This is a genomic window from Nocardiopsis sp. FIRDI 009, assembly GCF_003386285.1.
Taxonomy (GTDB): Bacteria; Actinomycetota; Actinomycetes; order Streptosporangiales; family Streptosporangiaceae; genus Nocardiopsis.
Window position 1 is genome coordinate 132,582 of the sequence record NZ_QPNC01000021.1, and the last position, 22,384, is coordinate 154,965.

At 73.6% G+C, this 22,384-nt stretch carries 18 protein-coding genes; 7 read left to right on the plus strand and 11 right to left on the minus strand.

From position 1 onward, the window contains the following. Window positions 1–45 precede the first annotated feature (45 nt). The gene (locus DVR05_RS19250; RefSeq protein WP_116247298.1) at window positions 46–2,532 is read right to left on the minus strand and encodes a DNA topoisomerase (ATP-hydrolyzing) subunit A; all 2,487 of its coding nucleotides are present in this window, start codon (window positions 2,530–2,532) and stop codon (window positions 46–48) included. A 180-nt stretch (window positions 2,533–2,712) separates the two neighbouring features. Beyond that, window positions 2,713–3,057: a hypothetical protein gene (locus tag DVR05_RS27780; protein ID WP_255423096.1), complete on the minus strand. Its 345-nt coding sequence runs from the start codon at window positions 3,055–3,057 to the stop codon at window positions 2,713–2,715. 609 nt (window positions 3,058–3,666) lie between these two features. Between DVR05_RS27780 and DVR05_RS19260 the strand changes: the two genes are divergently transcribed. Beyond that, the gene (locus DVR05_RS19260) at window positions 3,667–5,889 is read left to right on the plus strand and encodes an ATP-dependent DNA helicase RecQ (protein ID WP_198659246.1); all 2,223 of its coding nucleotides are present in this window, start codon (window positions 3,667–3,669) and stop codon (window positions 5,887–5,889) included. Between the two features lie 147 nt (window positions 5,890–6,036). On the opposite strand, the gene DVR05_RS19265 is transcribed toward DVR05_RS19260, so the two are convergent. Then, window positions 6,037–6,972 (minus strand): carbohydrate kinase family protein, encoded by a 936-nt coding sequence (locus DVR05_RS19265; protein WP_116247299.1) that lies wholly within the window; start codon window positions 6,970–6,972, stop codon window positions 6,037–6,039. 249 nt (window positions 6,973–7,221) lie between these two features. Here DVR05_RS19265 and DVR05_RS19270 point away from each other — a divergent pair, with 249 nt between their 5' ends. The 4 genes from DVR05_RS19270 to DVR05_RS19285 all read left to right on the plus strand — a co-directional run bounded on the left by DVR05_RS19270 (window position 7,222) and on the right by DVR05_RS19285 (window position 12,494). Continuing rightward, window positions 7,222–9,939: a GNAT family N-acetyltransferase gene (locus DVR05_RS19270; protein ID WP_116247300.1), complete on the plus strand. Its 2,718-nt coding sequence runs from the start codon at window positions 7,222–7,224 to the stop codon at window positions 9,937–9,939. Between the two features lie 68 nt (window positions 9,940–10,007). Next, on the plus strand, window positions 10,008–10,601 hold the full coding sequence (locus tag DVR05_RS19275; RefSeq protein WP_369974556.1) for a DUF5998 family protein: 594 nt from the start codon (window positions 10,008–10,010) through the stop codon (window positions 10,599–10,601). A gap of 288 nt (window positions 10,602–10,889) precedes the next feature. Beyond that, a complete protein-coding gene (locus tag DVR05_RS19280) occupies window positions 10,890–11,711 on the plus strand; it encodes an enoyl-CoA hydratase-related protein (protein ID WP_116247302.1) in 822 nt (273 codons plus the stop codon). A gap of 129 nt (window positions 11,712–11,840) precedes the next feature. Continuing rightward, window positions 11,841–12,494 carry an MBL fold metallo-hydrolase gene (locus DVR05_RS19285; RefSeq protein WP_116247303.1) on the plus strand — a complete coding sequence of 218 codons (654 nt, stop codon included), beginning with the start codon at window positions 11,841–11,843 and terminating at the stop codon, window positions 12,492–12,494. 16 nt (window positions 12,495–12,510) lie between these two features. Here the strand turns inward: DVR05_RS19285 and DVR05_RS19290 are convergent, their stop codons facing one another. The 3 genes from DVR05_RS19290 to DVR05_RS19300 all read right to left on the minus strand — a co-directional run bounded on the left by DVR05_RS19290 (window position 12,511) and on the right by DVR05_RS19300 (window position 15,880). Beyond that, a complete protein-coding gene (locus tag DVR05_RS19290; protein ID WP_232832221.1) occupies window positions 12,511–14,601 on the minus strand; it encodes a CHAT domain-containing protein in 2,091 nt (696 codons plus the stop codon). 263 nt (window positions 14,602–14,864) lie between these two features. Further along, the gene (locus tag DVR05_RS19295) at window positions 14,865–15,287 is read right to left on the minus strand and encodes a hypothetical protein (protein WP_116247305.1); all 423 of its coding nucleotides are present in this window, start codon (window positions 15,285–15,287) and stop codon (window positions 14,865–14,867) included. Continuing rightward, window positions 15,284–15,880 carry an RNA polymerase sigma factor gene (locus tag DVR05_RS19300; RefSeq protein ID WP_116247306.1) on the minus strand — a complete coding sequence of 199 codons (597 nt, stop codon included), beginning with the start codon at window positions 15,878–15,880 and terminating at the stop codon, window positions 15,284–15,286. Before DVR05_RS19300 ends, DVR05_RS19295 begins: the two co-directional genes overlap by 4 nt. 312 nt (window positions 15,881–16,192) lie before the next feature. On the opposite strand from DVR05_RS19300, the gene DVR05_RS19305 reads away from it, so the two are divergent. Next, window positions 16,193–16,687, plus strand: coding sequence for a DUF3145 domain-containing protein (locus DVR05_RS19305; RefSeq protein ID WP_116247307.1), 495 nt, complete (start codon window positions 16,193–16,195; stop codon window positions 16,685–16,687). Between the two features lie 85 nt (window positions 16,688–16,772). On the opposite strand, the gene DVR05_RS19310 is transcribed toward DVR05_RS19305, so the two are convergent. The 4 genes from DVR05_RS19310 to DVR05_RS19325 all read right to left on the minus strand — a co-directional run bounded on the left by DVR05_RS19310 (window position 16,773) and on the right by DVR05_RS19325 (window position 19,901). Continuing rightward, entirely contained in the window at window positions 16,773–17,234 is a 462-nt protein-coding gene (locus DVR05_RS19310; protein WP_116247308.1) for a DUF1707 domain-containing protein, read from the minus strand. 115 nt (window positions 17,235–17,349) lie between these two features. Further along, window positions 17,350–18,135 (minus strand): 3'(2'),5'-bisphosphate nucleotidase CysQ, encoded by a 786-nt coding sequence (locus DVR05_RS19315; protein ID WP_116247309.1) that lies wholly within the window; start codon window positions 18,133–18,135, stop codon window positions 17,350–17,352. Then, window positions 18,132–19,127 (minus strand): ATP-grasp domain-containing protein, encoded by a 996-nt coding sequence (locus tag DVR05_RS19320; RefSeq protein ID WP_116247310.1) that lies wholly within the window; start codon window positions 19,125–19,127, stop codon window positions 18,132–18,134. The genes DVR05_RS19315 and DVR05_RS19320 overlap by 4 nt, the downstream gene beginning before the upstream one ends. 243 nt (window positions 19,128–19,370) lie before the next feature. Continuing rightward, entirely contained in the window at window positions 19,371–19,901 is a 531-nt protein-coding gene (locus DVR05_RS19325; RefSeq protein ID WP_116247311.1) for a YbhB/YbcL family Raf kinase inhibitor-like protein, read from the minus strand. Between the two features lie 198 nt (window positions 19,902–20,099). On the opposite strand from DVR05_RS19325, the gene DVR05_RS19330 reads away from it, so the two are divergent. After that, window positions 20,100–21,068, plus strand: a complete 969-nt coding sequence (locus tag DVR05_RS19330) for an LLM class F420-dependent oxidoreductase (protein WP_116247312.1) — start codon at window positions 20,100–20,102, stop codon at window positions 21,066–21,068. 11 nt (window positions 21,069–21,079) lie between these two features. Here the strand turns inward: DVR05_RS19330 and DVR05_RS19335 are convergent, their stop codons facing one another. After that, a complete protein-coding gene (locus tag DVR05_RS19335; RefSeq protein WP_116247313.1) occupies window positions 21,080–22,285 on the minus strand; it encodes a CdaR family transcriptional regulator in 1,206 nt (401 codons plus the stop codon). Window positions 22,286–22,384 lie beyond the last annotated feature (99 nt).

Genomic DNA, 22,384 nt, shown 5'->3' on the forward strand with positions numbered 1-22,384 from the left:
GTGTACATGGAACCAGTCCCGTGTACACGGCACGTTGCAACACACTCAAACGCTGTGCTCGGGGGCGGTGATCCCGACGCTGGTGCGCCCGGTCCCCACCGTGGCGATGGCGCGCGGGAGCGGCTCACCGGATCCGTCGCGGCGTTCACTGGTGTCGGGCAGACGCACCGGCCTGCCGTCCGCGCGCGAGGCCCGGGCCGGTGCCCTGCCGATCCAGGCGAACAGCAGCGTGTCCTCACCCTTGAGGTACCGGTGGCAGCGTACCCCGCCGGTCGCGCGGCCCTTGGCCGGGTAGGCCTCGAACGGGGTGACCTTGGCCGATCCGGCCTGGGTGCCCTCCAACGCGTGGGAGGAACCGGAGACGGTCACCACGACCGAGTCCTCGGGGGAGTGGACCGCGCCGAACCACAGGGCGCGCGCCCCCTCCGGCAGGCGGATCCCCGCCACGCCGCCCGCCTGACGGCCCTGCGGGCGCACGGTGGTCGCGGAGAAGCGCAGCAGCTGCGCCTCGGAGGTGACGAACGCCAGGTCCTCCTCGCCGGTGGACAGCTGGGTGGCGCCGACCAGGCGGTCGTCGTCCTTGAGCGTGATGATCTCGAAGTCGTCCTTGTTGGGCGGGAAGTCGGGGGAGACCCGCTTGACCACACCGCCCCGGGTGCCCACGGCGAAGCCGGGGCCGGAGGCGTCCATCGCGACGACCGAGACCACCCGTTCGTCCCCGTCGAGCTCGACGAACTCGCCGACGTCCAGTCCGGCGGCCAGGGGCGGGCGCTCGTCCCCCTCGTCGGGGAGCTCGGGGATCTCCAGGACGGGGACGCGGATCATCCGGCCCAGGTCGGTGACGAGGCCGACGTCCGAACGCGAGGTCGTGGGCACGGACGTGGCGATCGCGTCGTGTCTGGTGCGCAGGCCCTCGTACATCCGCGGCGGGGTGGCGCCCTTGCTGCGGCCGATGGTGCCGTCCACACCGAGCAGGACGTGGCAGGGCTGGTCGGCCATCTCCAGGGGGACCACCGCGCCGCGTGCGGCGCCGTCGCTCTCCCGCAGCTGCGTGCGGCGCGGGGTGGCGAACTTCTTGGCGACCTCGGCGAGCTCCTTGGACACCACGCGGCGCAGCTTCTTGTCCGACTCCAGGATGGACGTGAGCTCGGCGATCTCCTTGTTGAGCTGCTCGCGCTCGGTCTCCAGCTCCAAGCGGTCGAAGCGGGTCAGGCGCCGCAGCGGGGTGTCCAGGATGTAACGGGCCTGGGTCTCCGACAGCTCGTAGGCGCCCATGAGGGACTCGCGGGCGGCGGCGGTGTCGTCGGCCTCCCGGATCAGGGCGATCACGCGGTCGATGTCGAGCAGCGCGACGAGCAGGCCGTCGACCAGGTGCAGCCGCTCCCGGCGCTTGCTCCTGCGGAACTCGCTGCGGCGGCGGACCACGTCGAGGCGGTGGTCGACGTAGACCTGGAGCAGCTCGCGCAGGCCCAGGGTCTGCGGCTGGCCGTCGACGAGGGCGACGTTGTTGATGCCGAAGGACTCCTCCATCGGCGTGAGCCGGTAGAGCTCCTCCAGGACCGCCTCGGGGTTGAACCCGTTCTTGAGCTCGATGACCAGGCGCAGCCCCTGGTTGCGGTCGGTGAGGTCCTTGAGGTCGGAGATGCCCTGGAGCTTCTTGGACTGCACCAGCTCCTTGATGCGGCTGATGACCTTCTCAGGTCCCACGTTGTAGGGGAGCTCGGTGACGATCAGGCCGGTGCGGCGGGCGGAGACCTTCTCGATCGAGACGGTGGCGCGTGTCTTGAACGTGCCCCGGCCCTTCCGGTAGGCGTCGCGGACGCCGTCCAGGCCGACGATGGTGCCGCCGGTGGGCAGGTCCGGTCCCGGGACGAACTCGGTGAGCTCCTCCAGGGTGGCGTCGGGGTGGGCGATCAGGTGGCGGGCGGCGGCGACGACCTCGCCCAGGTTGTGCGGGGCCATGTTGGTGGCCATGCCGACCGCGATGCCCGAGGCCCCGTTGACCAGGAGGTTGGGGAAGGCGGCGGGCAGCACCTCCGGCTCGGTCTCCTGGCCGTCGTAGTTCGGCTTGAAGTCGACCACGTTCTCGTCGATGGACGAGACCAGGAGTTCGGCGCTGCGCTCCAGGCGAGCCTCGGTGTAGCGCATGGCGGCCGGGGCGTCGTCGCCGCCGAGTGAACCGAAGTTGCCGTGGCCGTCGACCAGCGGCACGCGCATGGCGAAGGGCTGGCTGAGGCGGACCAGGGCGTCGTAGATGGCGCTGTCGCCGTGGGGGTGCAGGCGGCCCATGACCTCGCCGACGACGCGGGCGCACTTGACGTGTCCGCGGTCGGGGCGGAGCCCCATCTCGTTCATCTGGTAGAGGATCCGCCGTTGGACGGGCTTCATGCCGTCGCGGGCGTCGGGTAGCGCGCGCTGGTAGATGACCGAGTACGCGTACTCCAGGAAGCTGCCGCGCATCTCCTCGGAGACGTCGATGTCGATGATCTTCTCGGCGAGATCCTCGGGGGGACGGGAAGTTGTACGGGCCATGACCGTAATTCTGTCCTGTTCCAGAGACTGAAACGTACGTCGGCCCGTGGTTGGGGGCGTGTGACCCGTGCGACTGTGGGGGTTTTGGGCATGCGTGGGGTGGTTTCCGCCCCGCGAATCCGCAGGACGGAAACCACCTTTCCCGCCGGGATCCGGGTTGCCGAGGCCCTGCTCCCGGTGTCAGCCGGAGAAGGGGATCGTGACGGTGGCGCCGTCCTCGGTCCCGGTCAGGACCGTGGAGGGGGCGTCGCCCAGAACGCTCCACAGCTCGACGCGGACGGATCCGCCGTCCAGGTCGCCGAGGGACCCCTCCGCGCTCGCCAGCCCCCGGTCGTGGGCGTAGTCCTCCCATCCCTCCGGATCGTCGGTGGCGAGGTAGCGGTAGGTCTCGACGCGGTCGCCCACGCCGTCGCCCCCCAGGTCGTAGACCAGCCGGGCCTGGACCGCGTTGGCGACCGCGTCGCCGGAGTCCACGGGAAGGGAGAAAGCGGTCGGACCGCCGGTGTGGGAGCCGGTCAAGACCATCGGCGGTGAGGACCACCCGCTCCCGGGGCGGCCGTCCGTCCCGGTCGGCGCCTCCGGCGGAGGCCACGGTGATCTCGGCGGCGGAGCCGTGCGGGGCGGGGGAGAGCCCCGCCGGGGTCAGGTGGAGGGTCCCGTCGCCCACGCCGCCGTCCCCGGGGCCGCCTCCACCGCCCGTACCGTTGGTGGACGCCAGGGAGCGCGGCCCCACGTCGAGCCGTGTGCCGTCCGAGAAGGTGACGGTCAGCGGTGCGTCGGACGGGTTGAAGACGGTGTGGGTGCGCTCTCCGCCGTCGTCGAAGACCACGCAGTGCGCTGTGTCCGCCGTGACGGCGGTGTCCACGGTCCCCACCTCGGCGAGGGTGGACACCCACTGGTAGGTGTGCGGCTTGGACTCGCCCGCCTCGGGTCCGTAGGAGGTCCACTGCTCCTCGAAGAGGCTCAGGGCACGGGGGCCGTCGGCAATGAGGGCGGACGCAGGCGTTACCGAGTCGTTGCCGGGGGTGGAACCCGGCGGAGGGCTCCGGAGAGAGGGGCCGGGCCCGCCCCGACCGGAAACCGGGGCTGTGGACAACCGCTCCCACGTCCCTCCGCTCTGGTACCAAGGAACGCATGGCGACACCTGCTGGCGACGCGCACACCACCGAGACCGATCCGGACGAGGCCCCCGGCCGCGACGCCTCCCGTGACCGCGGGGGACCGGCCCGCGACGGCACGCTGCGCGCGGCGGCCGAACGGCACCTGCGCGCGCTGGCGGGGGAGTCGGCGCGACTGCGCGAGGACCAGTGGACTGCCATCCACGCCCTGGTCGCCGAGCACCGCAGAGCCCTGGTCGTCCAGCGCACCGGCTGGGGCAAGTCCGCCGTGTACTTCGTGGCCACGGCCCTGCGACGGGCCGAGGGGGCGGGGCCGACCGTCATCGTCTCCCCGCTGCTGGCCCTGATGCGGAACCAGATCGCCGCCGCCGAGCGCGCCGGGATCCGGGCGCGCACCATCAACAGCGCCAACACCACCGCGTGGGAGGCCGTCTACGCCGACGTGTCCGCCGGCGAGGTGGACGTGCTGCTGGTCAGTCCGGAGCGGCTGAACAACCCCGAGTTCCGCGACCGCGTCCTGCCCGAACTGGCCGCGGGGGCGGGCCTGGTCGTCATCGACGAGGCGCACTGCGTCTCGGACTGGGGGCACGACTTCCGCCCCGACTACCGCAGGATCCGCTCCCTGCTGCACGACCTGCCCGACGGCGTCCCGGTCCTCGCGACCACCGCCACGGCCAACGAGCGCGTCACCCGCGACGTCGCCGAACAGCTCCGCGCGGGGGACACGCGGCAGGACACCCTCGTCCTCCGCGGCTCCCTGGAACGGGAGAGCCTGCGGCTGGCCGTCGCCCACCTGCCCGACCCCACCGCCCGGCTCAGCTGGTTGGCCGAGCACCTGCCCAAGATCCAGGGCTCGGGCATCGTGTACACGCTCACCGTCAGCGCGGCGTTGGAGACCGCGCGGTTCCTCACCGAACAGGGGCTGGACGTGCGCGCCTACACCGGCCAGACCGACCCGGACGAGCGGCGCCGCGCCGAGGACGACCTGCTGGCCAACCGGGTCAAGGCGCTGGTGGCCACGAGCGCCCTGGGGATGGGCTTCGACAAGCCCGACCTCGGGTTCGTCGTCCACCTGGGCGCCCCGCAGTCGCCGATCTCCTACTACCAGCAGGTCGGACGCGCGGGCCGCGGCGTGGAGCGGGCCGAGGTGGTCCTGCTGCCCGGCCGGGAGGACCGACAGATCTGGGAGTACTTCGCCGGACTGTCCTTCCCCCCGGAGGCCACCGTGCGCGAGACCCTCGCCGTCTTGGCCGCGGAGGAGGCGCCGATGTCCATCGCGCGCCTGGAGACCCGGGTGGACCTGCGGCGCACCCGGCTGGAGCAGATGCTCAAGGTCCTGGACGTGGACGGCGCGGTCCGCCGGGTGCGCGGCGGCTGGGTGGCCACCGGACGGCCCTGGGAGTACGACGCCGAGCGCTACGCCGCCGTCGCCGAGGCACGTGAGCGGGAGCAGCGCGCCATGCTCGACTACCTGTCCACCGACACCTGCCGGATGGAGTTCCTGCGGCGTCAACTGGACGACGCGGGCGCCGAACCGTGTGGACGCTGTGACGTGTGCACCGGAGAGTACTGGCCCACCGACGTCGATCCCGGGCGGCGTGCGGCGGCCGCCGACCACCTGGATCGGCCCGGAACCCCGATCACACCCCGGCGCCAGTGGCCCACGGGCATGGACGCCCTGGGCGTGGACCTGTCCGGGAAGATCAAGGAGGAGTTGCGGGCGGGCGAGGGGCGGGCCCTGGCCCGCCTCACCGATGTCGGCTGGGGCACCGAGCTGCGCCGGATCCTCGCCGAGGACGCCCCCGACGAGCCGGTCGGCGACCGCGTACTCCAGGGCGTCGTCCGGGTCCTGGCCACGTGGGGCTGGGAGCGCCGTCCGGTGGGGGTGGTGACCATGCCCTCGCGCACCCGGCCGACGATGATCACCGACCTGGCGAGGAGACTCTGCGACCTGGGCCGTCTGGTCCCCGTCGGGTCCCTGGGATACCGGTCCGAGAGCGGTCCGGGGCCCCGGCGGCACAACAGCGCCCTGCGTCTGCACCAGGTGTACTCGGAACTGGTCCTGGGCGAGGGGACGGCCGAGCGGCTGGCCGACCTCCAGGCGGGAACGCCGGGTCCCGTGCTGCTGGTCGACGACCATACGGACACGGGGTGGAGTCTGACCGTGGGCGCCGCCCTCCTGCGCCGGGCCGGGGCTCCCGAGGTCCTTCCGCTCACCCTGGCCACGAGCGGAGGCTGAGCCGCGCCGGGGGAGGCCCGAGGCGGACGCCGTCGGGGTCGCGTGGGGGTGCCGCGCCGGGGGCGTCGGTTGAGGGTGCCTGCCCTGTCGCGGGGCGATCCCCCAGACGGGGAGGGCGACGGGCGGGCGAGAGCCCCGGTGCACCACCTAGCGCAGGCGCTGTCCCCGCGGGGCCCCGCGCCGGACCGGCTGTTCCTCCCCCAGGTCGGGGCGGGCACCCGGCTGGTGCAGGGCGCGCGCCGCGAGCCGGTGCCCCCGGCCCAGGGCCTCCTTCGGGTGGCGGCCCGCCAGCCACTCGGGCAGGAACCCGGCGATGAACGCGTCACCTGCGCCGACCGATCCCGGCTTCGGCTCGACCGGCTCGGCCGGGGCGGACACCACGCCCTCGCGGGTCTTGGACGCCCACAGGCCGCCCTCCTCGCCGAGTTTGAGCACGACGTTGGGGTAGTGCGCGGTCAGCACCTTGGCGGCGGCCTCCGGCTCGTCCTTGCCGGACAGCACCCTGGCCTGGGGCAGGTTGGCGAACAACAGCCGTACGCCCTGGGTCCACTCCAGGAAGTCCTCCGCCCCCGCGCGCTCCAGCGGGGCGTGGGAGCCGCCGTCCACCGAGATGGACATGCCGCTCTCGCGGGCCATGCGCAGTGCCACCCGGGCGGCGCGCCGGGAGTCGGGGTTGATCAGGGTGTACCCGGACACGTGCAGGTGAGCGTCGGGGGTGAACACGTCGCGGGGCAGGTCCTCGGGCTGGAGCCGGGCGTTGGCGCCGGGGTCGCTCAGCATCGTCCGGTCACCGCGGTGGGTGATCATGACCACGCACGTTCCGGTCGGCCGCTCCGGGTCCATCACCATGCGCGAGTCCAGGCCGTACCCCATGAGCTCCATCTCGCGGGTCCGGCCGGTGATGTCGGAGCCGCGGCGGCCCACGAAGGTCGTGTCGATTCCCTCGACGGCCAGCCACGAGGCGATGTTGGCCCCGGAACCGCCGCCGTACATGATCACGGACGCAGGCGTGTCGCTGCCGCGGGCCAACGGGTGGAACGCCTGCGCGACGGCATCGGTCATGAGGTCACCGATTACGACCACTCGTGTCATTTCGCCAGCCACCACCGAGTTGTGAGAATCCGTGCCCGCACGACGTTAACAGGTTAACGATCAGTGGCGGGTAACGAAGTGACGGCGCAACGGGGACGTGATCGGACACGTCAGGTGGCATGTCGCGACCGGGCCACCCGTACCGGAGACCCCCGGCTCGGTGGACCGGCACCCGGTCATTTCGGGCCTCCCGCATGGACTTTCCCCAGATTCGACCGAATGTCGTCTAGTCTCGCTGTCGTGCAGTCCTACCCGAACCACTGGGAAGCCGACGTCGTCCTCACCGACGGAGGCACCGCGCACCTGCGCCCCATCACCCCCGACGACGCCGACCTCCTCCGGGAGTTCCACTCGCGCCTCTCCCCGGAGACGATCTACTACCGCTTCTTCGCGCCCTACCCGCGGCTCTCCGACCGAGACGTGCGCCGGTTCACCACCGTCGACTACGAGGACCGGGTGGCACTGGTGGCCACCATCTCCGACTCCCTCGTCGCCGTGGTGCGCTACGACAAGGTCTCTCCGGAGGAGGCCGAGGTCGCCTTCGTGGTGGAGGACGCCCACCAGGGGCGCGGACTGGCCTCGGTCCTGTTGGAGCACATCGGCGCCGCCGCCCGGGAGCGCGGGGTGCGCCGGTTCATCGCGGACGTCCTGCCCGAGAACCGGCGGATGATCAACGTCTTCCGCGAGGCCGGGTACACGGCCCAGCAGACGTTCGACGAGGGCGTCATCCGGCTCACCCTGGACCTCCAGCCCACGGACGACGCCAAGGAGGTCATGCAGGCCCGCGAGCAGCGCGCCGAGTCGCGTTCGATCGCCCGCCTGCTCTTCCCCGAGTCCGTGGCCGTCATCGGTGCCAGCCGCACCGCGCACACCATCGGCCAGACCGCGCTGCGCAACCTCCTCAGCGGTGAGTTCCAGGGGCCGGTCTACCCGGTCCACCCCGAGGCCAAGGCGGTCGTGGGCGTGCGCGCCTACCCGTCCGTGCTCGACATCCCCGACCAGGTCGACCTGGCCGTCGTCGCGGTGCGGGCCGAGGCCGTCACCGAGGTCGTCGAGCAGTGCGCGGAGAAGGGCGTGCACGGTCTGGTCGTGGTCAGCTCCGGCTTCGGCGAGGCCGGCCCCGAGGGCCGCGCCCGGCAGGACGAACTCGTACGCACCGCCCGCGCCGCCGGGATGCGCGTCGTCGGCCCCAACTGCCTGGGGATCGCCAACAGCGACCCGGCGGTCTCGCTCAACGCCACCCTCTCCCCGGACCTGCCCCCGCGCGGCCCCATCGGTTTCTTCTCCCAGTCGGGCGCGCTCGGCCGTGCCATCCTCCAGCGCGTCGCCGAACGCGGTATGGGGCTGTCGACCTTCGTCTCGGCGGGCAACCGCGCCGACGTGTCCGGCAACGACCTGGTCCAGTACTGGCAGGAGGACCCCGCCACCGAGGTCGTCCTCCAGTACCTGGAGTCGCTCGGCAATCCGCGCAAGTTCACCCGCCTGGCCCGCCGCCTGGCCAAGCAGAAGCCGGTCGTGGCGGTGCGCAGCGGCGGATCGGCTCAGGCCACCCCGACCGGACACGCCGCGGGCGGGCTCGCACTGCCCGACTACGCGGTCACGTCGCTGTTCCAGCAGGCGGGAGTGGTGCGGGTCGACGACATCACGCAGATGTTCGACGCCGCCCAGGTGTTCGCCTACCAGCCCCTCCCGGAGGGGCCGAGGGTCGGCATCATCGGCAACTCCGACTCCCTGGAGTTGCTGGTCAAGGACGCCGCCGTGCGTCAGGGGCTCAAGCCGCACGAGCCGGTCAACCTCGGCCCGCAGGCCACGGCGGAGGACTTCGACCTGGCTCTGGAGACCGCGCTGGCCGCGGAGGACGTGCACTCGGTCGTGGTCGTCTTCGTTCCCGCCCTCCAGCCGATCGGCGACGACGTCGCCCGGGTGCTGCGGGCCCGCTCCCTGGGTTCGGACAAACCGGTGGTCACCACCTATCTGGCCCGCCAGGGCATCCCGGAGGAGTTGCGCCACGTCGGTGAGCGCGGGGAGACGCTGCGCGGTTCGGTCCCCTCCTACCCCTCGCCGGAGGACGCGGTGCGCGCGCTCGCCCACGCCACGCGCTACGCCCAGTGGCGCGACCGCAAGCCGGGACGCCACCCGGAGCTGCCCGACATCGACCGGGCCCGCGCCCGCGCCACCATCACCCGCGCGCTCAAGGGCGCGCCCGCGGAGAACTCCGTGGCGTGGTTCGGGGGCGAACGCCGCTACGACGAGGAGACGGCGATCTCCAGTCAGGACGCGCGCGACCTCCTGGCCTGCTACGGCATCGCCGCCTACCCCGACATCCCGGTCACCTCCGCCGACGAGGCCGTGGTGGCCGCCGGGGAACTCGGCTATCCCGTCGTGGTCAAGGCCGACGCTCCCGACCTGCGGGTCCGGGCGGGCGGCACGTTCGTGCGCGCCGACCTGCGCACCCCGGACGACGTGCGCAGCGCGTACCTGTCGCTGCACGACCGCTTCGGCGCGGAGGCCGATCTCGTGGTGCAGCGCATGGCCGCTCCGGGCGTGCCCACGGTGATCCGCGCGGGCGACAACAAGTCCTTCGGCTCGGTGGTCTCCTTCGGCCTGGCCGACGTGACCGCCGAGCTGCTCGACGACCGCGCCTTCCGCCTGGCGCCCCTCACGGACATGGACGCGGCCGACCTCATCCACGCCGTCCGGGCCGCGCCCCTGCTCTTCGGGCTGCCCGCCGGTGCGACCTCGCTCGCCGAACAGCCCAACGTGGAGGCCCTGGAGGAACTGCTCATCCGGGTGTCGCGCCTGGTCGAGGCCTTCCCCGAGATCGGCTACGTGGATCTGGACCCGGTCCTGGTCAACGCCACGGGGGCGCATGTGCTGGGAGCGCGCATGTGGTTGCGTGAGGCCCCCGAGGTCCGACCCGACGCCGGTCCCCGCCGGCTGCGAGGGGTGACCTTCTGATCATGGGCTGGCCCGGGCGTTGGCCGTCCCGGTCGCGAAGTGTCGCCCGGAGAGGGCAGGATAGGGGTATGAGGAAATCACGTGCCGTGTCCACCGACTGGCGGCTGGAGATCGAGCGGAGCGGATACTACCCCGCGCTGGTGATCGACGCCGTCGCCACGGCCCTGGGGGATGAGGACGCCGAGGCCTTCATCGTCCACCACGAGGCGACCTTCGACCCGGCCATGGAGATGCGTCGGCACATCACGGTGATGCTGCTGACCGCGACCCGACTCGTGGTGTGTCACACCGACGAGCACCCGCCCACCGAGCCGGGCGGCCCCTCGCACGCGTCGACCACCACCGACAGCATCCAGATCGGCAACGTCCAGTCGGTGGCGCTCACCCGGGTGGTCCCCAACCCCGCCCAGTACACGCCCGGCAGCCTGCCGAGCGAGCTGGTGTTGAGCGTCAACCTGTCCGTGAACTGGGGAACCACCGCGCACATCGACCTCGAACCGGCCTCCTGCGCGGACGAGACCTGCGAACTCGACCACGGGTACACCGGGGCGATCACGGCCGAGCCGCTCACCCTGCGCGTGAGCGAGGCCGCCGACGGGGCCGCCGCGGTCGCGGCGATGATGAACTTCGCCGACGCCCTCTCCGCGGTGACGGCGCGGTAACCGGGCCCGGGGGAAGAGTGCGCCGCGGGGCGTCCGTGGCGGGCGCCGGGCGGAGGGGCCCGCTTCTCCGCGTCCCGAGCCCCGGCCGGTCCCGGATGAACACGACCGTGACAGGGACTTAACGAACACGGTGCCGTGAGGCGTGGTGCCTTAACAATCCGGCCGTCTAAGGTTGAACCGGATTCGTGCATACCGCCACAAGCGAGACGTGCCAAGGCCATGAGCCGCGCACGTGCGCGCCGTGTTCTCCCGGACCCGCGCGCCCACACGGAGAAAGGTCAGTCTGCGATGACGCAGCACCCGTCCTCGGCGTCCCCGGCCGACGCCCCCCTGGTACGCCTGACCGTCGACCGCGCCATCGCCACGGTCACCCTCGACTCCCCCCGCAATCGCAACGCGCTGTCCGCCCGGTTGCGCTCGGAACTGTCCAAGGCCCTGTCCGACGCGATGGCCGACGACGAGGTGCGCGGCATCGTGCTCACGGGGACCGGCCCGGTCTTCTGCGCCGGGGCTGACCTGAAGGAGGCCGGAGCGGCGCTGCGGGGAGAACCGGTCGAGCCCGCACCGGAGCTCCCGGCCATCTTCGAGCAGATCATGGGCGCCCCCAAGCCCGTCATCGCGGTGCTCAACGGCGCCGCCCGCGCGGGTGGGATCGGGCTGGTGGCCTCCGCCGACATCGCCCTGGCGCCCAAGAGCGCGACGTTCGCCTTCACGGAGGTGCGCATCGGTGTGGTACCGGCGATCATCTCCGTTCCGGTGTCCGCGCGGATGCACTCACGTCAGCTCAGCCGCTACTTCCTCACCGGTGAGCTGTTCGACGCCTCGGCCGCGGCCAAGGCCGGACTGATCACCCAGGCGGTCCCGGACCGGGAGATGACGCACGCCGTGGACGCGGTCCTCCAGGGGCTGCGCGGGTCGGCCCCGCGCGCGCTGTCGCGCACCAAGCAGCTCCTCGACGAACTCGGCTCCGGCGCCCTGGCAGCCGCCGATCGGCGCACCGAGGCGTTCGCCCGGATGGGGGAGCTGTCCGCCGAGTTCTTCGCCGGGGAGGACGCCGCGGAGGGTCGCGCGGCCTTCTTCGAGAAGCGTCCTCCCCGCTGGACCCAGTAGCCGACCGGACGGTTCCGCGGCCCGCCGTCCCCGCACCCGACCGTGGTCGGAGGTCGGATGCTTCGGTGACCGAGGTGTCCGACCTCGGCCTGGGTGCGCCGCCGTCGGCGGACAGTCCACAATGGAGGGGTGAGCTACTCCGGAGATACCAGGGTCGGCGGCCCCGCCGACCTGCGCCAACTACCGCACCTGACGATCGCCAAACTCGCCGTCGGCCCCATGGACAACAACGTCTACCTGCTGCGTTGTCGGGCCACGGGGGAGGGCGTCCTGATCGACGCCGCCGACGAGGCGGACCGCATCCTCGACCTCATCGGTGAGCGGGGTCTGGCCCGCGTGATCACCACCCACCGCCACCAGGACCACTGGAGGGCCCTCGCCGAGGTCGTCGGCCAGACCGGCGCCCGCACCGTCGCCCACCCCGCCGACGGGGACGAGCTTCCGGTGTCCGTGGACGAGCCCGTCGAACACGGCGCACGGGTACCCGTCGGCGAGTGCTTCCTGACCGTGATCCACCTGCGCGGGCACACACCCGGGTCGATCGCGCTGCGCTACGACGACCCGGAGGGGCACACCCACCTGTTCACCGGTGACTCCCTGTTCCCGGGCGGGGTCGGCCGCACACTGCGCGACGAGGACTTCCGTTCCCTGTTCGCCGACGTGAACGAGCGCCTGTTCGACGAACTGGACGACGACACCTGGGTCTACCCGGGGCACGGGCGTGACACCACGCTGGGGGCCGAACGGCCGAAGCTCCCGGAGTGGCGCGAGCGCGGCTGGTAGCCCGCCGGGCGTCCGATCAGGCGCCGAAGCAGCAGAACCCGGCCGGTCCGAGGTGGACAGCCACCGCCTCGGACGCCGGGACCCCCACCGCCAGCGCGCGGTGGAAGCGCACCATGGCCTCCTCGGTCTCGGCGTCCCGGACGGGGACCGGACTGGCCACCACCGTGCGTACGCCACGGGCGTGCAGGGCGCCGACGAAACCCGACGGGGTCCCCGTCACACCGCCGAAACCGCGTCCGTTCCAGCAGGTCGAGAGGGTCACCAGGGCGGGTGCGGCGGTGAGCCCGGTCAGGTCGCGGGCGAGCAGGGGGCCGTCCGCCAGGTCGACCGAGGCGAGCAGGGGCACGCGGTCGGGGACGTGGCCGTGCCCGGCCAGGTGGACGACGTCGGCGTTCGCGAACCCTGTGAGGACCTCGGCCAACCGGGCTCCCCTCCCGGCGAGGACGCGCGCCCCCGGATACACGCGGGCCAGCGCGGTCACCTCCCGCCGGGCGCCGTCGGGCGCGGGAGCCGCCACCAGCAGGACACGTTCCGCCGTCGGGCGTGTCCGGCCGGTGCGCTCCACCCAGAACCGGGCGGTGGGCACGAGGTCGACCGGTCGCCCGCACAGGGCGGGCAGCATCCCCCACGGCGGATCGCCCAGGCGGGGATCGACGGCCATGACCAACGGACGGTCCCCGACCAGGGGGAGGACCGGGGCCAGGAGCAGCCGTGAGACCTCCGCCGCGGCGTCGCGGGCCGCCGCCGCGCGGACACGGCACGGGGGCGTCGGAAGCGCGTGCGTGAACCGCGCCAGGGCACGGACGGCGGGGGAGAGCGGACCCAGGGGGCGCGCGTGGACCCGCCCGGCCACGGCGACCAGGGCGACGGCGTCGTGCCCGGCCCAGGTGAGATGGACGAACGCCCGCTCGTCCCCCAACCGGTCCAACAGTTCGGCGGTGACCGGCGCGGGCACGGGGGGCGCGGTGCGCGCCCCGGCGGACGTGCGGCACACGCGCCACCGGGCCGCCTCCCACGACCGCGCGCGCTGGTCGGCCCGCGGGCCCCGGCCCCGTGCCAGGGCGGCACGGTACCGCCCGGCCAGACCGGCCAGGGCGGGGACGGCGGGCTCGTGCGGTCCCGGGACGTGTACCGCCGCCCAGGCGCGGGTCAGCTCCGCCCACTCCAGGGCGGTCGCGGCCGTTCCGGTGAGGAGCGCGGCCTCCAGACCGGCGCGGACGACGTGGGGGTCGTGGGCGGCGGCTCCCAGCCACGGGCCGGGGGCGGGTGCGGCGCCCCGGGCCAGGACGTCCAGGGCCCGCTGGGGGGCGGACCGCACGCGGTGCGTCGCGGCCGGGGCGGCGAGGGGGATCCGGACCCGCAGGGCGTTCCTGGCCCGGCCGACCGGGTTCGATCCCGGTGAGGCGCCCGTGGGCGCGTGCGGGCCCGTCCGCGTGGGCGGGGCGGGGGCGAGGGCGATGCGTTCGAGGCGGGACGCCAGCCGGTACCACAGGGACCCCGGACCGAACGTGCCCCGCACCCTCCGGGTGAGTTCGCCCGCGCGCTGGCGGTCCCCCTCCAGGAACCGCAGCTTGGCCTCCACGAGCAGGGCGGTGGCGGAGGCCGAGCCGTCCTCGACGCACGGCCCCTCGTCGAGTGTGGCCGCGGCCTCCGCCACCAGCCCCTCCGACAGCAGGGCCTCGGCCAGATCCACGTGCAGTGCCTCGCGTCGCGCGGTCGGCAGCCGGGGGAGGAGGGCCAGGAAGGTGTCGATGGCCGTGACCGTGTCGCCCCGGTACAGGGCGAGGCACCCCTGGTTGTGTCGCACGACCATGCCCAGGAGCGGGAGGCCGCGTTCGCGGGTGAGGGTGTGCGCCTCGGCGAGGTGGTCCTCGGCCTGGTCGAAACGGCCGCACATGGTCTGGGCCAGCCCCAGGTTGACCAGGACCCCCGGCAGCACCGGCGCGTCCTCGGCGAGGGGGTGGCCGCGCAGCCGGCGGTGGGTGTCGGCGAGGAGGTCGGCGGTGGTCTCGAACCGGCCGCTGCGCGCCAGCCGTACCCCGCGCCTGACCCGGGCCAGGAGATGCCGCCCGGAGGGTGGGTCGGGCCGGTGGGTGGTGGAGGTCACGTGCGCGCCGCCTTTCGCGAGGGGGTGTCTCGGGCCCGGGAACCGCTCGGATCCACTGATAGCAGCGGGCGGAGGCGCGGGGGAGCCCCCGCGGGCAACCTGTGGACGAGGGTCGAGGACGAACACGGACGAAAGCGGTGAAGGCGGGTGCGCCGCGCCGGGTTCGTGTGTGTTCCGAACCCGCATTCGGAGTGTCCCGTTCTGTGGCGTCCGGTGCGTGGCCGGTTCCGCCGGGCCCCGGTGCACGCACCGCCCGGTCGCGCTCAGACGGTGAACCAGCCCGTGACGAGCGGCGGGCGGCCGGTCCGGTGCAGGGCGAGACTGAGCGGTCCGCGCCGGAGCCCGGACACGGAGAAGCGCCCGTCGGCGCCGACGCGGAGGCGGTCGGCGGAGGCCGGATACCGGACCTCCACGGTGGCGGACGCGAAGTCCCCGGTGACCAGGCCGGACAGGGAGCGGTGCGGGCCGTGGACGCGGATCCGCAGGTCCAGGGCGAGGCCGTCGTGGTCGAACCGCAGTGTGCTCAGCAGGACGCCGTCGGTGCCGCGCGCGTCCTCGGGGGCCGGAGGGGTCTGGAGGGTGAGCTCGGCGAGGTCGGCGGTGTCGTCGCGGCGGTCGAAGGCGGCCAGGGCCGCCTCCCGGCCGGCCGTGGCCCACGCGGGGAGGCCGTCGGTGCGTTTCCTCAATGCGGGTCCTCCAGGATGCGGCGGAGTCGGCGCCTGACGCGGCGGCGCTGGTTCGCGTCGACGCGGGAGCCGCCGGGGGTGTTCGGATCGTGCGGGGTGTCGTCGAGGAGGCTCAGGGCCACGATCCGGTCCCGCGGGGGCAGGTGGCGGATCGCCCTGTGCAGTTCGTCGTGCCGCTCCCGCTCCAGGTACTGGGATTCGAGGTCGGGGCAGTCGGGGAACGGCAGGCGGGTGAGGACGTCCGGGGCGACCGGGCTCTGCCGTGCGCCGTGGCGGCGCTGGCGGGCGCACGCGTCGTTGGTGACGCGGCGCAGCCAGGCACGGAGCCGGTCGGGGGAGCGGAGCCGGGGCAGGTGCTGGTTGAGGGTGAGCCACACGGTCTGGACCGCGTCCTCGCGGTCGGGGGCGGACAGGCGGTAGGAGCGCGCGATCGCGTTCACGAGGGGGAGGTGGCGGTCGACGATGCCCTCCCACGCCCGGGGGTCGCCGTCCCGCGCGCCTCGGACGAGGTCGGCGTCGGTGGGTTCGGGATCGGCGGGTTCGGAGGACGCGGGGTCGGTGGGCTCCGGGGCGGAAGTGGCCGGAACCGGCAAGGCGGAAGGGGTTTCGTTCCCGGTGCCGGTCCACAGTACCGTTCCCCGAGAGGCGGAAGGGCTGCTCATGCCCTCGTACGGCTGGTCTGGCACACCTGCCCCCACTATGATCAGACTCCCTGTCCGCTCCGGGTGTCACGCTAGTCTCCGGGCGCACCGGGCGCGGTGGGAACGCCGCAAATGCCGGTGTTACCGCTGGTACCAAGAGAGCCCTTAGGGCACAATGGGGCGGAAGGTACTCAGGCGGGTCTGCAACCTTCTCGTGAATACGAGGGCGTCGGGGAAGCGCACTCGTTCGTATCAGGAGGTTCGGTGTCCGCACGTGGCGTCTTGTACGTCCACTCAGCGCCCGCGGCGCTGTGCCCACACGTCGAGTGGGCGGTCGCGGGCGTCGTCGGCGTGCCCGTGAAACTCGACTGGGTCGCGCAGCCGGCCGCCCCCGGCCACCACCGCGCCGAGCTGAACTGGCAGGGCCGGCCGGGGACCGCGGGTGAGGTGGCCTCGGCGCTGAACTCGTGGCAGCGCCTGCGGTTCGAGGTGACCGAGGAGGGGTCGCCGGGGTGCGACGGCGTCCGCTACAGCTACACGCCGTCCTTGGGGATGTTCACCGCGATCACCAGCGCCGCGGGTGAGGTCCTCGTGCCGGAGGGCCGTCTGCGCGCCGCGATGACACGGTCCGCCGCGCGCGGCGCCGACCTGGCCACGGAGATCGAACACCTCATGGGGCGGGCCTGGGACGAGGAGCTGGAGCCGTTCCGGTACGCGGGGGACGGGGCCCCGGTACGCTGGCTCCACGCGGTGGGCTGAGGCCGCGCGGGGGACGGGCCCCGCCGGTGTCCGGGGCCGCGGCGCGGCTCGGCGGTGCGGACGGGACCGCTTGGCGGGTGTCCGCTCAGCGCGGTCCGCCCTCGTCGGGCCAGACGGTGGCCGCGATCAGCACGGCCCCCCAGACGCCCAGCGGCACCAGCGGCCAGTACGGGACGAGTTCGCCCGCCATCAGGCTCACCACCGCCCACACGGCGGTGAGGACGCCCGCGACGCCCGCCCACCACCGCCACTCCTCACCCCACTCACGTACCGGCACGGTCGCGGGCGGGTCCCCGCTGTCGGAGCGGCCCTCCCGACGCGGGCCCGACCCGGGGCGCGGTGGGGGGTCCTCGGGGCGCGGCAGGTCCGCGGTCAGCGACCACAGCTCCCCGACCAGCACCGAGGACAGGGCCAGACCCACCCGGCGGTCGTACTCCTCCAGGTCCAGGCGGCCCTCCACGAACGCCACGGTGAGGTGGTCGACCGTACGGTCGCGTTCGGCGTCCGAGGCGCGCATCTGGTGCAGCGGCAGCCGTCGGTCCTCCACTTCCCACCCCCAGCAGGCGCAGTTGGTGACCTCACCATACGTGTCGTGTCGGGCACAGGGAAGGGAACTTCGGGGCCGGTTCACGGGCTCTCCCGGAAACCGATGTCCTCGCAGCTCAGGACGTTAACCAGCGGGCCACGGCGAGGCCCGTCACGGGGTCGGCGGCGCCCACCAGGCCCGTGTGCTCGTAGCTCCCCCGGTAGGCGAACCCGGATCCGTCCAGAAGGGTGACCCGGCCCCCCGTCTCCTCCAGTACGAGCGCGGGCGCGGCCACGTCCCAGTCGCGCACGGGCACGTCCTTGACGAACAGGTGGGCCGACCTCTCGGCGATCCTGCACAGCTTCAGCGCGATGCTGCCGCTCTCCAGGTAGCCGCGGTACCCGAAGCGGTCGTAGACCCGCCGCGCGATCCCCCGGGGCTCGGGCGTGTTGTCGGTGAGCACACCCGTTCCGGGCGGCGCCTGACCGCCCGAGGCCAGGCGCCGCCCGTCCCGGTGGGCGCCCCGGCCCCGGACGGCCGTGTACAGCGTCGCGGTCTCCGGGGCGAACACGGCCGCCGCCTCGGGGCGGCCGTCGACCACCAGGGCGGCCTGGGTGACGTATCCCGGGAATCCGTGCGCGTAGCTGGCGGTCCCGTCGATGGGGTCGATCAACCAGTAGCGCGGCGGCCGTTCCCGGACCAGCGACGCCGGGTCCTCCTCGCTGACCACGGGGACGTCCCGGTCGACCGCCGACAACCGCTCGGACAGCGCGCGGTGCGCCATGACGTCCGCCCGTGCCTTGAACTGGCTCCCCTCCCAGGCGCCGCCGAGCGCGTCGGGGTCGGCGCGCCACGTCCTGAGCAGCGCGCCGACCTCCGTCACCGCCGCCGCGGCCGCCTCCGCCAGCGGGTGGCCGCTCACCGGGACACCGTCCCGACCGTCTCCGACGCCGGAGACAGGCCGTGCGAGGTGAACTCCTCCTCGCTGATGAACTCGTCCGTCCACCGCCGTACCATCGCCACCCCCTGGCGCCACTCGTCGGTCAGCCGCGGACCGCCCGCGACCGCCTGCCGCAGCAGACCGGCGATCTCGTCGACCCCGGCCGCCACCGTCAGCGCGGCCGTCGAGGAGAACCGCGGGTTGATCTCGAAGATCCGGGGCCGCCCGCCGGCGTCCAGGCGCAACTGCACGTTGAACGGGCCGTCGGCGCGCAGGGCCGACTGCACCGCCCGGCAGGTCTCCGCCACCGCCGGGGCGCGGCGCGTCACCGCGTACCGGGTGACCCCCTGTTTGAGGACCACCTCCTTGGGCACCACGGCCTGCACCCGGCCGTCGCGCCACACCACCACCGACACCGTGAACTCGGGGCCGGTGACGCGCTCCTGGACGATGAGCTCCTCGGCCGCGTACCCGCCCTCGGAGACGACCCGGGCCAGGTCGTCGCGGGAACCGATGACCGCCACACCGCGGCTGCCCCGTCCGCTGCGGGGTTTGACGACGAACCCGTCAGGGGCGTCGGCGGCGTCGGCGGGCCAGTCAGCCGCAGACCAGGTGCGGGGAACACCGATCCCGGCGGCGTCCAGCCGTCGCATGAGCGCCCCCTTGTCGAGGCAGGTGGCGACGAACTCCGCCCGGGGGAGCAGCACGCACACCCCGTCGTCGGCCAGCGCCGCGACCCCGACCAGCTCCTCGTCCACGAGGGGCACCACCGCGACCGCCCGCTCGCGTGCGCACAGCTCCCGCATCCGGGGCAGGAAGGCGTCGCTGTCGCCCGGGGGAACCAGGTACCCGCGGTCGGCGAGGTACAGACCGGGCGCGGTCGGGTCGATGTCGGTGGCGACCACCCGGAAACCCGCCTCGCGCAGGTGGAGGATGGTGCCGGGGGTCGGGGCCGAACCCGCCGTCGTCACCACGACCGTCGGCCTCGTCGCTGGTTGCTGGGGCACCGCTGATCCCTCCCGGGGTGTGGGGGCGGTCGGGGCGACCGTGCGACGAGCCTAGAGGCGCCGGGCGGGGTTCGCCCCGCTCTTGGCCGAATCCGGCTGCGGCGTCAACCGAAGGGGCCCCTCGCGCGTGTATCCCGCGCCCCGTGAGGGGAGGGGCGGGGGCGGGCGCCCCGGCGTCGCCGCGCACCCGCCCCCGGTGTCGGTCCGTCCTCAGCTGCGCTCGTACACGGGCGTGATGACCGCCCGCGCGATGGCGTGCGCGAACAGGTTGAAGCCGACGAAGGCGGGGCTGGCCGAGGCGTCCACGTCGAGGCGGGGCACGTCCACGGCGTGGACCGCGAACATGTAGCGGTGCGGTCCGTGCCCGGGGGGCGGCGCGGCGCCGACGTAGCGGTGGCCCCCGGCGTCGTTGCGCACGGTGACGGCCGATTCCGGCAGACCGGAACCGTTCCCGGCGCCTGCCGGCAACTCGGTCACCTCGACCGGGATGTTGCACACCGACCAGTGCCAGAATCCGCTTCCGGTCGGTGCGTCGGGGTCGAAGCAGGTGACGGCGAAGCTCCGCGTCCCCTCGGGGAAGCCGCTCCAGGACAGATGCGGCGAGACGTCCTCGCCGCCCGCTCCCATGATCCCGCTGACCTGGGGCTTGGGCAGGGTCTTGCCGTCGGCCACGTCGTTACTGGTCAGAGTGAACGTCGGCAGCTCGGGCAGGAAGTCGTAGGGGGAGGGTGGCATGGCCACGTTCGGGGGCCTCCTTCAATCGTGCGGGAAACATCGAACGATTCCCAACATACCCATGTGCGGCGGTGTTCGGTGGCGTGCTCCGGCGTGTCGCGCGAGGCGGCCCGGTCCACAGCACATACCGACCACGCGGTATGGTCAGGGTCGACAGCGGACACGAACCGGATTCGGTATCCGGCCCACCGACAGGGAGTCGCCATGACCGCTCGCTGGGGCATCACCATCCCCCTGGAGGGGGTTCCCCTCCTGGAACAGAGGTCCGTCATCGAACAGCTGCCCGACCTCGGCTACACCGACGTCTGGTCGGCCGAGGCCAACGGCGCCGACGCCTTCACACCGCTCGCCCTCGCCAGCACGTGGGCGCCGAGCCTCCGGCTGGGCACGGCCATCGTGCCCGTGTACACGCGCGGCCCCGCGACACTGGCGATGAGCGCCGCCGCGCTGGCCGCCGCCGCGCCCGGCCGCTTCGCGCTGGGGATCGGCACCTCGTCCAACGTCATCGTGGAGAAGTGGAACTCCATCCCCTTCGAGGAGCCCTACAAGCGGATCCGCGACACCCTGCGCTTCCTCCGCGAGGCGCTGTCCGGTGCGAAGGTCAGGGCCGAGTACGACACCTTCTCCGTCCAGGGGTTCACCCTCGGGACGGCGCCCGAACCGGTCCCTCCGCTGCTCGTCGCGGCCCTGCGGCCGGGCATGCTGCGGCTGGCGGGGCGCGAGGGGGACGGGGCGATCATCAACTGGCTGTCCGCCGAGGACGTGCGCACGGTCGTCCCCCACGTGCGCGGGGCCGCGGAGGACGGGCGGGACCGGGAGGTGGTCGCGCGGATCTTCGCGATCCCCGACACCGACCCGGACACGGCCCGGGGGATCGGCCGCTGGGCCATCTCCGCCTACCTCAACGTGCCCGTCTACCGGGCCTTCCACGAATGGCTCGGTCGCGAGGAGCTCACCCCCATGTGGAAGGCGTGGGACGAGGGCGACCGCAAGGGCGCGCTGGCGGCCATCCCCGACTCGGTCGTGGACGACCTGATCGTGCACGGCCCCGCGGAGCACTGCCGGGAGCGGATCCGCGCCTACGCCGACGCCGGGGTCACCACCCCCGTCATCGCGCCGATCGGGCCCGGGGACCCGGTGGCCGCCGTACGCGCGCTCGCCCCCGCGACCTGACGCGATCGGGGTCAGCGCGACTCCAGCGGCCCCAGCAGGCGGCGGGCGCGCAGCACCAGCTCCAACTCGAACCGGGCCCCGGGCTCACGCAGGCGCGGACCGAACAGCTCGTCCAACCTGCGGATCCGGTACCGCACGGTCTGCGGGTGCACGCGCAGCCGGACCGCCGCCTCGTTGGCGTTGAACCCCGTCTCCAACCACGCCAGCAGGGTGTCGGCCATCCGGTCGCGCTGGGGCGACCGGAGCCGCGTGATCGGGGCCAGCCGTCTGCTCGCCAGCTCCGCCAACAGGTCGGGGTCCCGTGACAGCAGCAGCGTCGACAGGTGGTCGACCCACCGCACGACACCACCGCCGGGCACCACCCCGGCGCGGACCAGGTCCGCCAGGTCCCGGGCACGGGAGAGCGAGACGGGCGCCTCCCGCGGCGCCACGCTCGGCCCCAGGACCGCCGAGCCGCCGCGCAGCGACCGTTCCAGGGTCCGCGACCGACCGGGCCCGTCCGGATCGGGTACCAGCGCGCAGGGTTCGCTCCGCTCCAGGTCCACCAGGACGTCGGACGGCAGCGCGGGGGGCGCGGACCCCTCCCCCGGCAGCAGCACCGCCACCGCCACCCGGTCGGGGACCCGCCACCGCGCCGTTCGGGCCAGCGCCCGCACCGCCCCGGTGTCCGTACCGGCGCCCGCCAGCAGCTCCTCCAGCAGCCGGGCCCGGCCGCGCTCACGTCGGTCGGCGTCGGCCCTGCGCACCCCGGCGTGGCCCTCGGCCGCGGCCGAGGTGAGCTCCTCCTGGAAGGCGAACAGCGCCTCACCCAGGACCACCACGTCGTGGCGGGTGAACGCGTCCGTGACCGCCAACCGCCGCCACGCGATCGCCACCGCGGTGCGCATCCCGGTGTGCAGGCGTTCCAGCGTCCGCCCGCGGCGGGCCTCGTCGGCCCCGAACGCGCGGAACTCCTCGGCGACACCGCTCGGGTCACCGAAGCGCCGGCCACCCTCCACCCGGTCGAGGAACGCGTGCGCCGCCGACGCGATCAGCTCACGCCACGACTCGGTGTCACCGGGCTCCAGGGGCGGGTCGTGCGCCTCCGCGCGGCGGCGGACCGCCTCGACCGCGCTCCGCGCCAGCCCCGGCACCAGGGGGCGCAACCGGGCGCCCACGCCCGGGGGGAACCCGGAGAACGGGTCCTGGGGGCGTTCCTCCCACTGCGGATACGACATGCCACCTCCGGCGCGGACGCACGGCCGAGGCCGGTCGTGGCACGCCCGCGCGTGCTCCGTGCGCCAGAAAGTCCCATCGTTGCCGCGGTCCACCGGGTG

Coding starts and splice junctions, on each gene's coding strand:
- DVR05_RS19250 (WP_116247298.1), bottom strand. CDS start 2,532: ATGGCCCGTACAACTTCCCGTCCCCCCGAGGATCTCGCCGAGAAGATC.
- DVR05_RS19330 (WP_116247312.1), top strand. CDS start 20,100: ATGACCGCTCGCTGGGGCATCACCATCCCCCTGGAGGGGGTTCCCCTC.
- DVR05_RS27780 (WP_255423096.1), bottom strand. CDS start 3,057: ATGGTCTTGACCGGCTCCCACACCGGCGGTCCGACCGCTTTCTCCCTT.
- DVR05_RS19335 (WP_116247313.1), bottom strand. CDS start 22,285: ATGTCGTATCCGCAGTGGGAGGAACGCCCCCAGGACCCGTTCTCCGGG.
- DVR05_RS19275 (WP_369974556.1), top strand. CDS start 10,008: ATGAGGAAATCACGTGCCGTGTCCACCGACTGGCGGCTGGAGATCGAG.
- DVR05_RS19280 (WP_116247302.1), top strand. CDS start 10,890: ATGACGCAGCACCCGTCCTCGGCGTCCCCGGCCGACGCCCCCCTGGTA.
- DVR05_RS19260 (WP_198659246.1), top strand. CDS start 3,667: ATGGCGACACCTGCTGGCGACGCGCACACCACCGAGACCGATCCGGAC.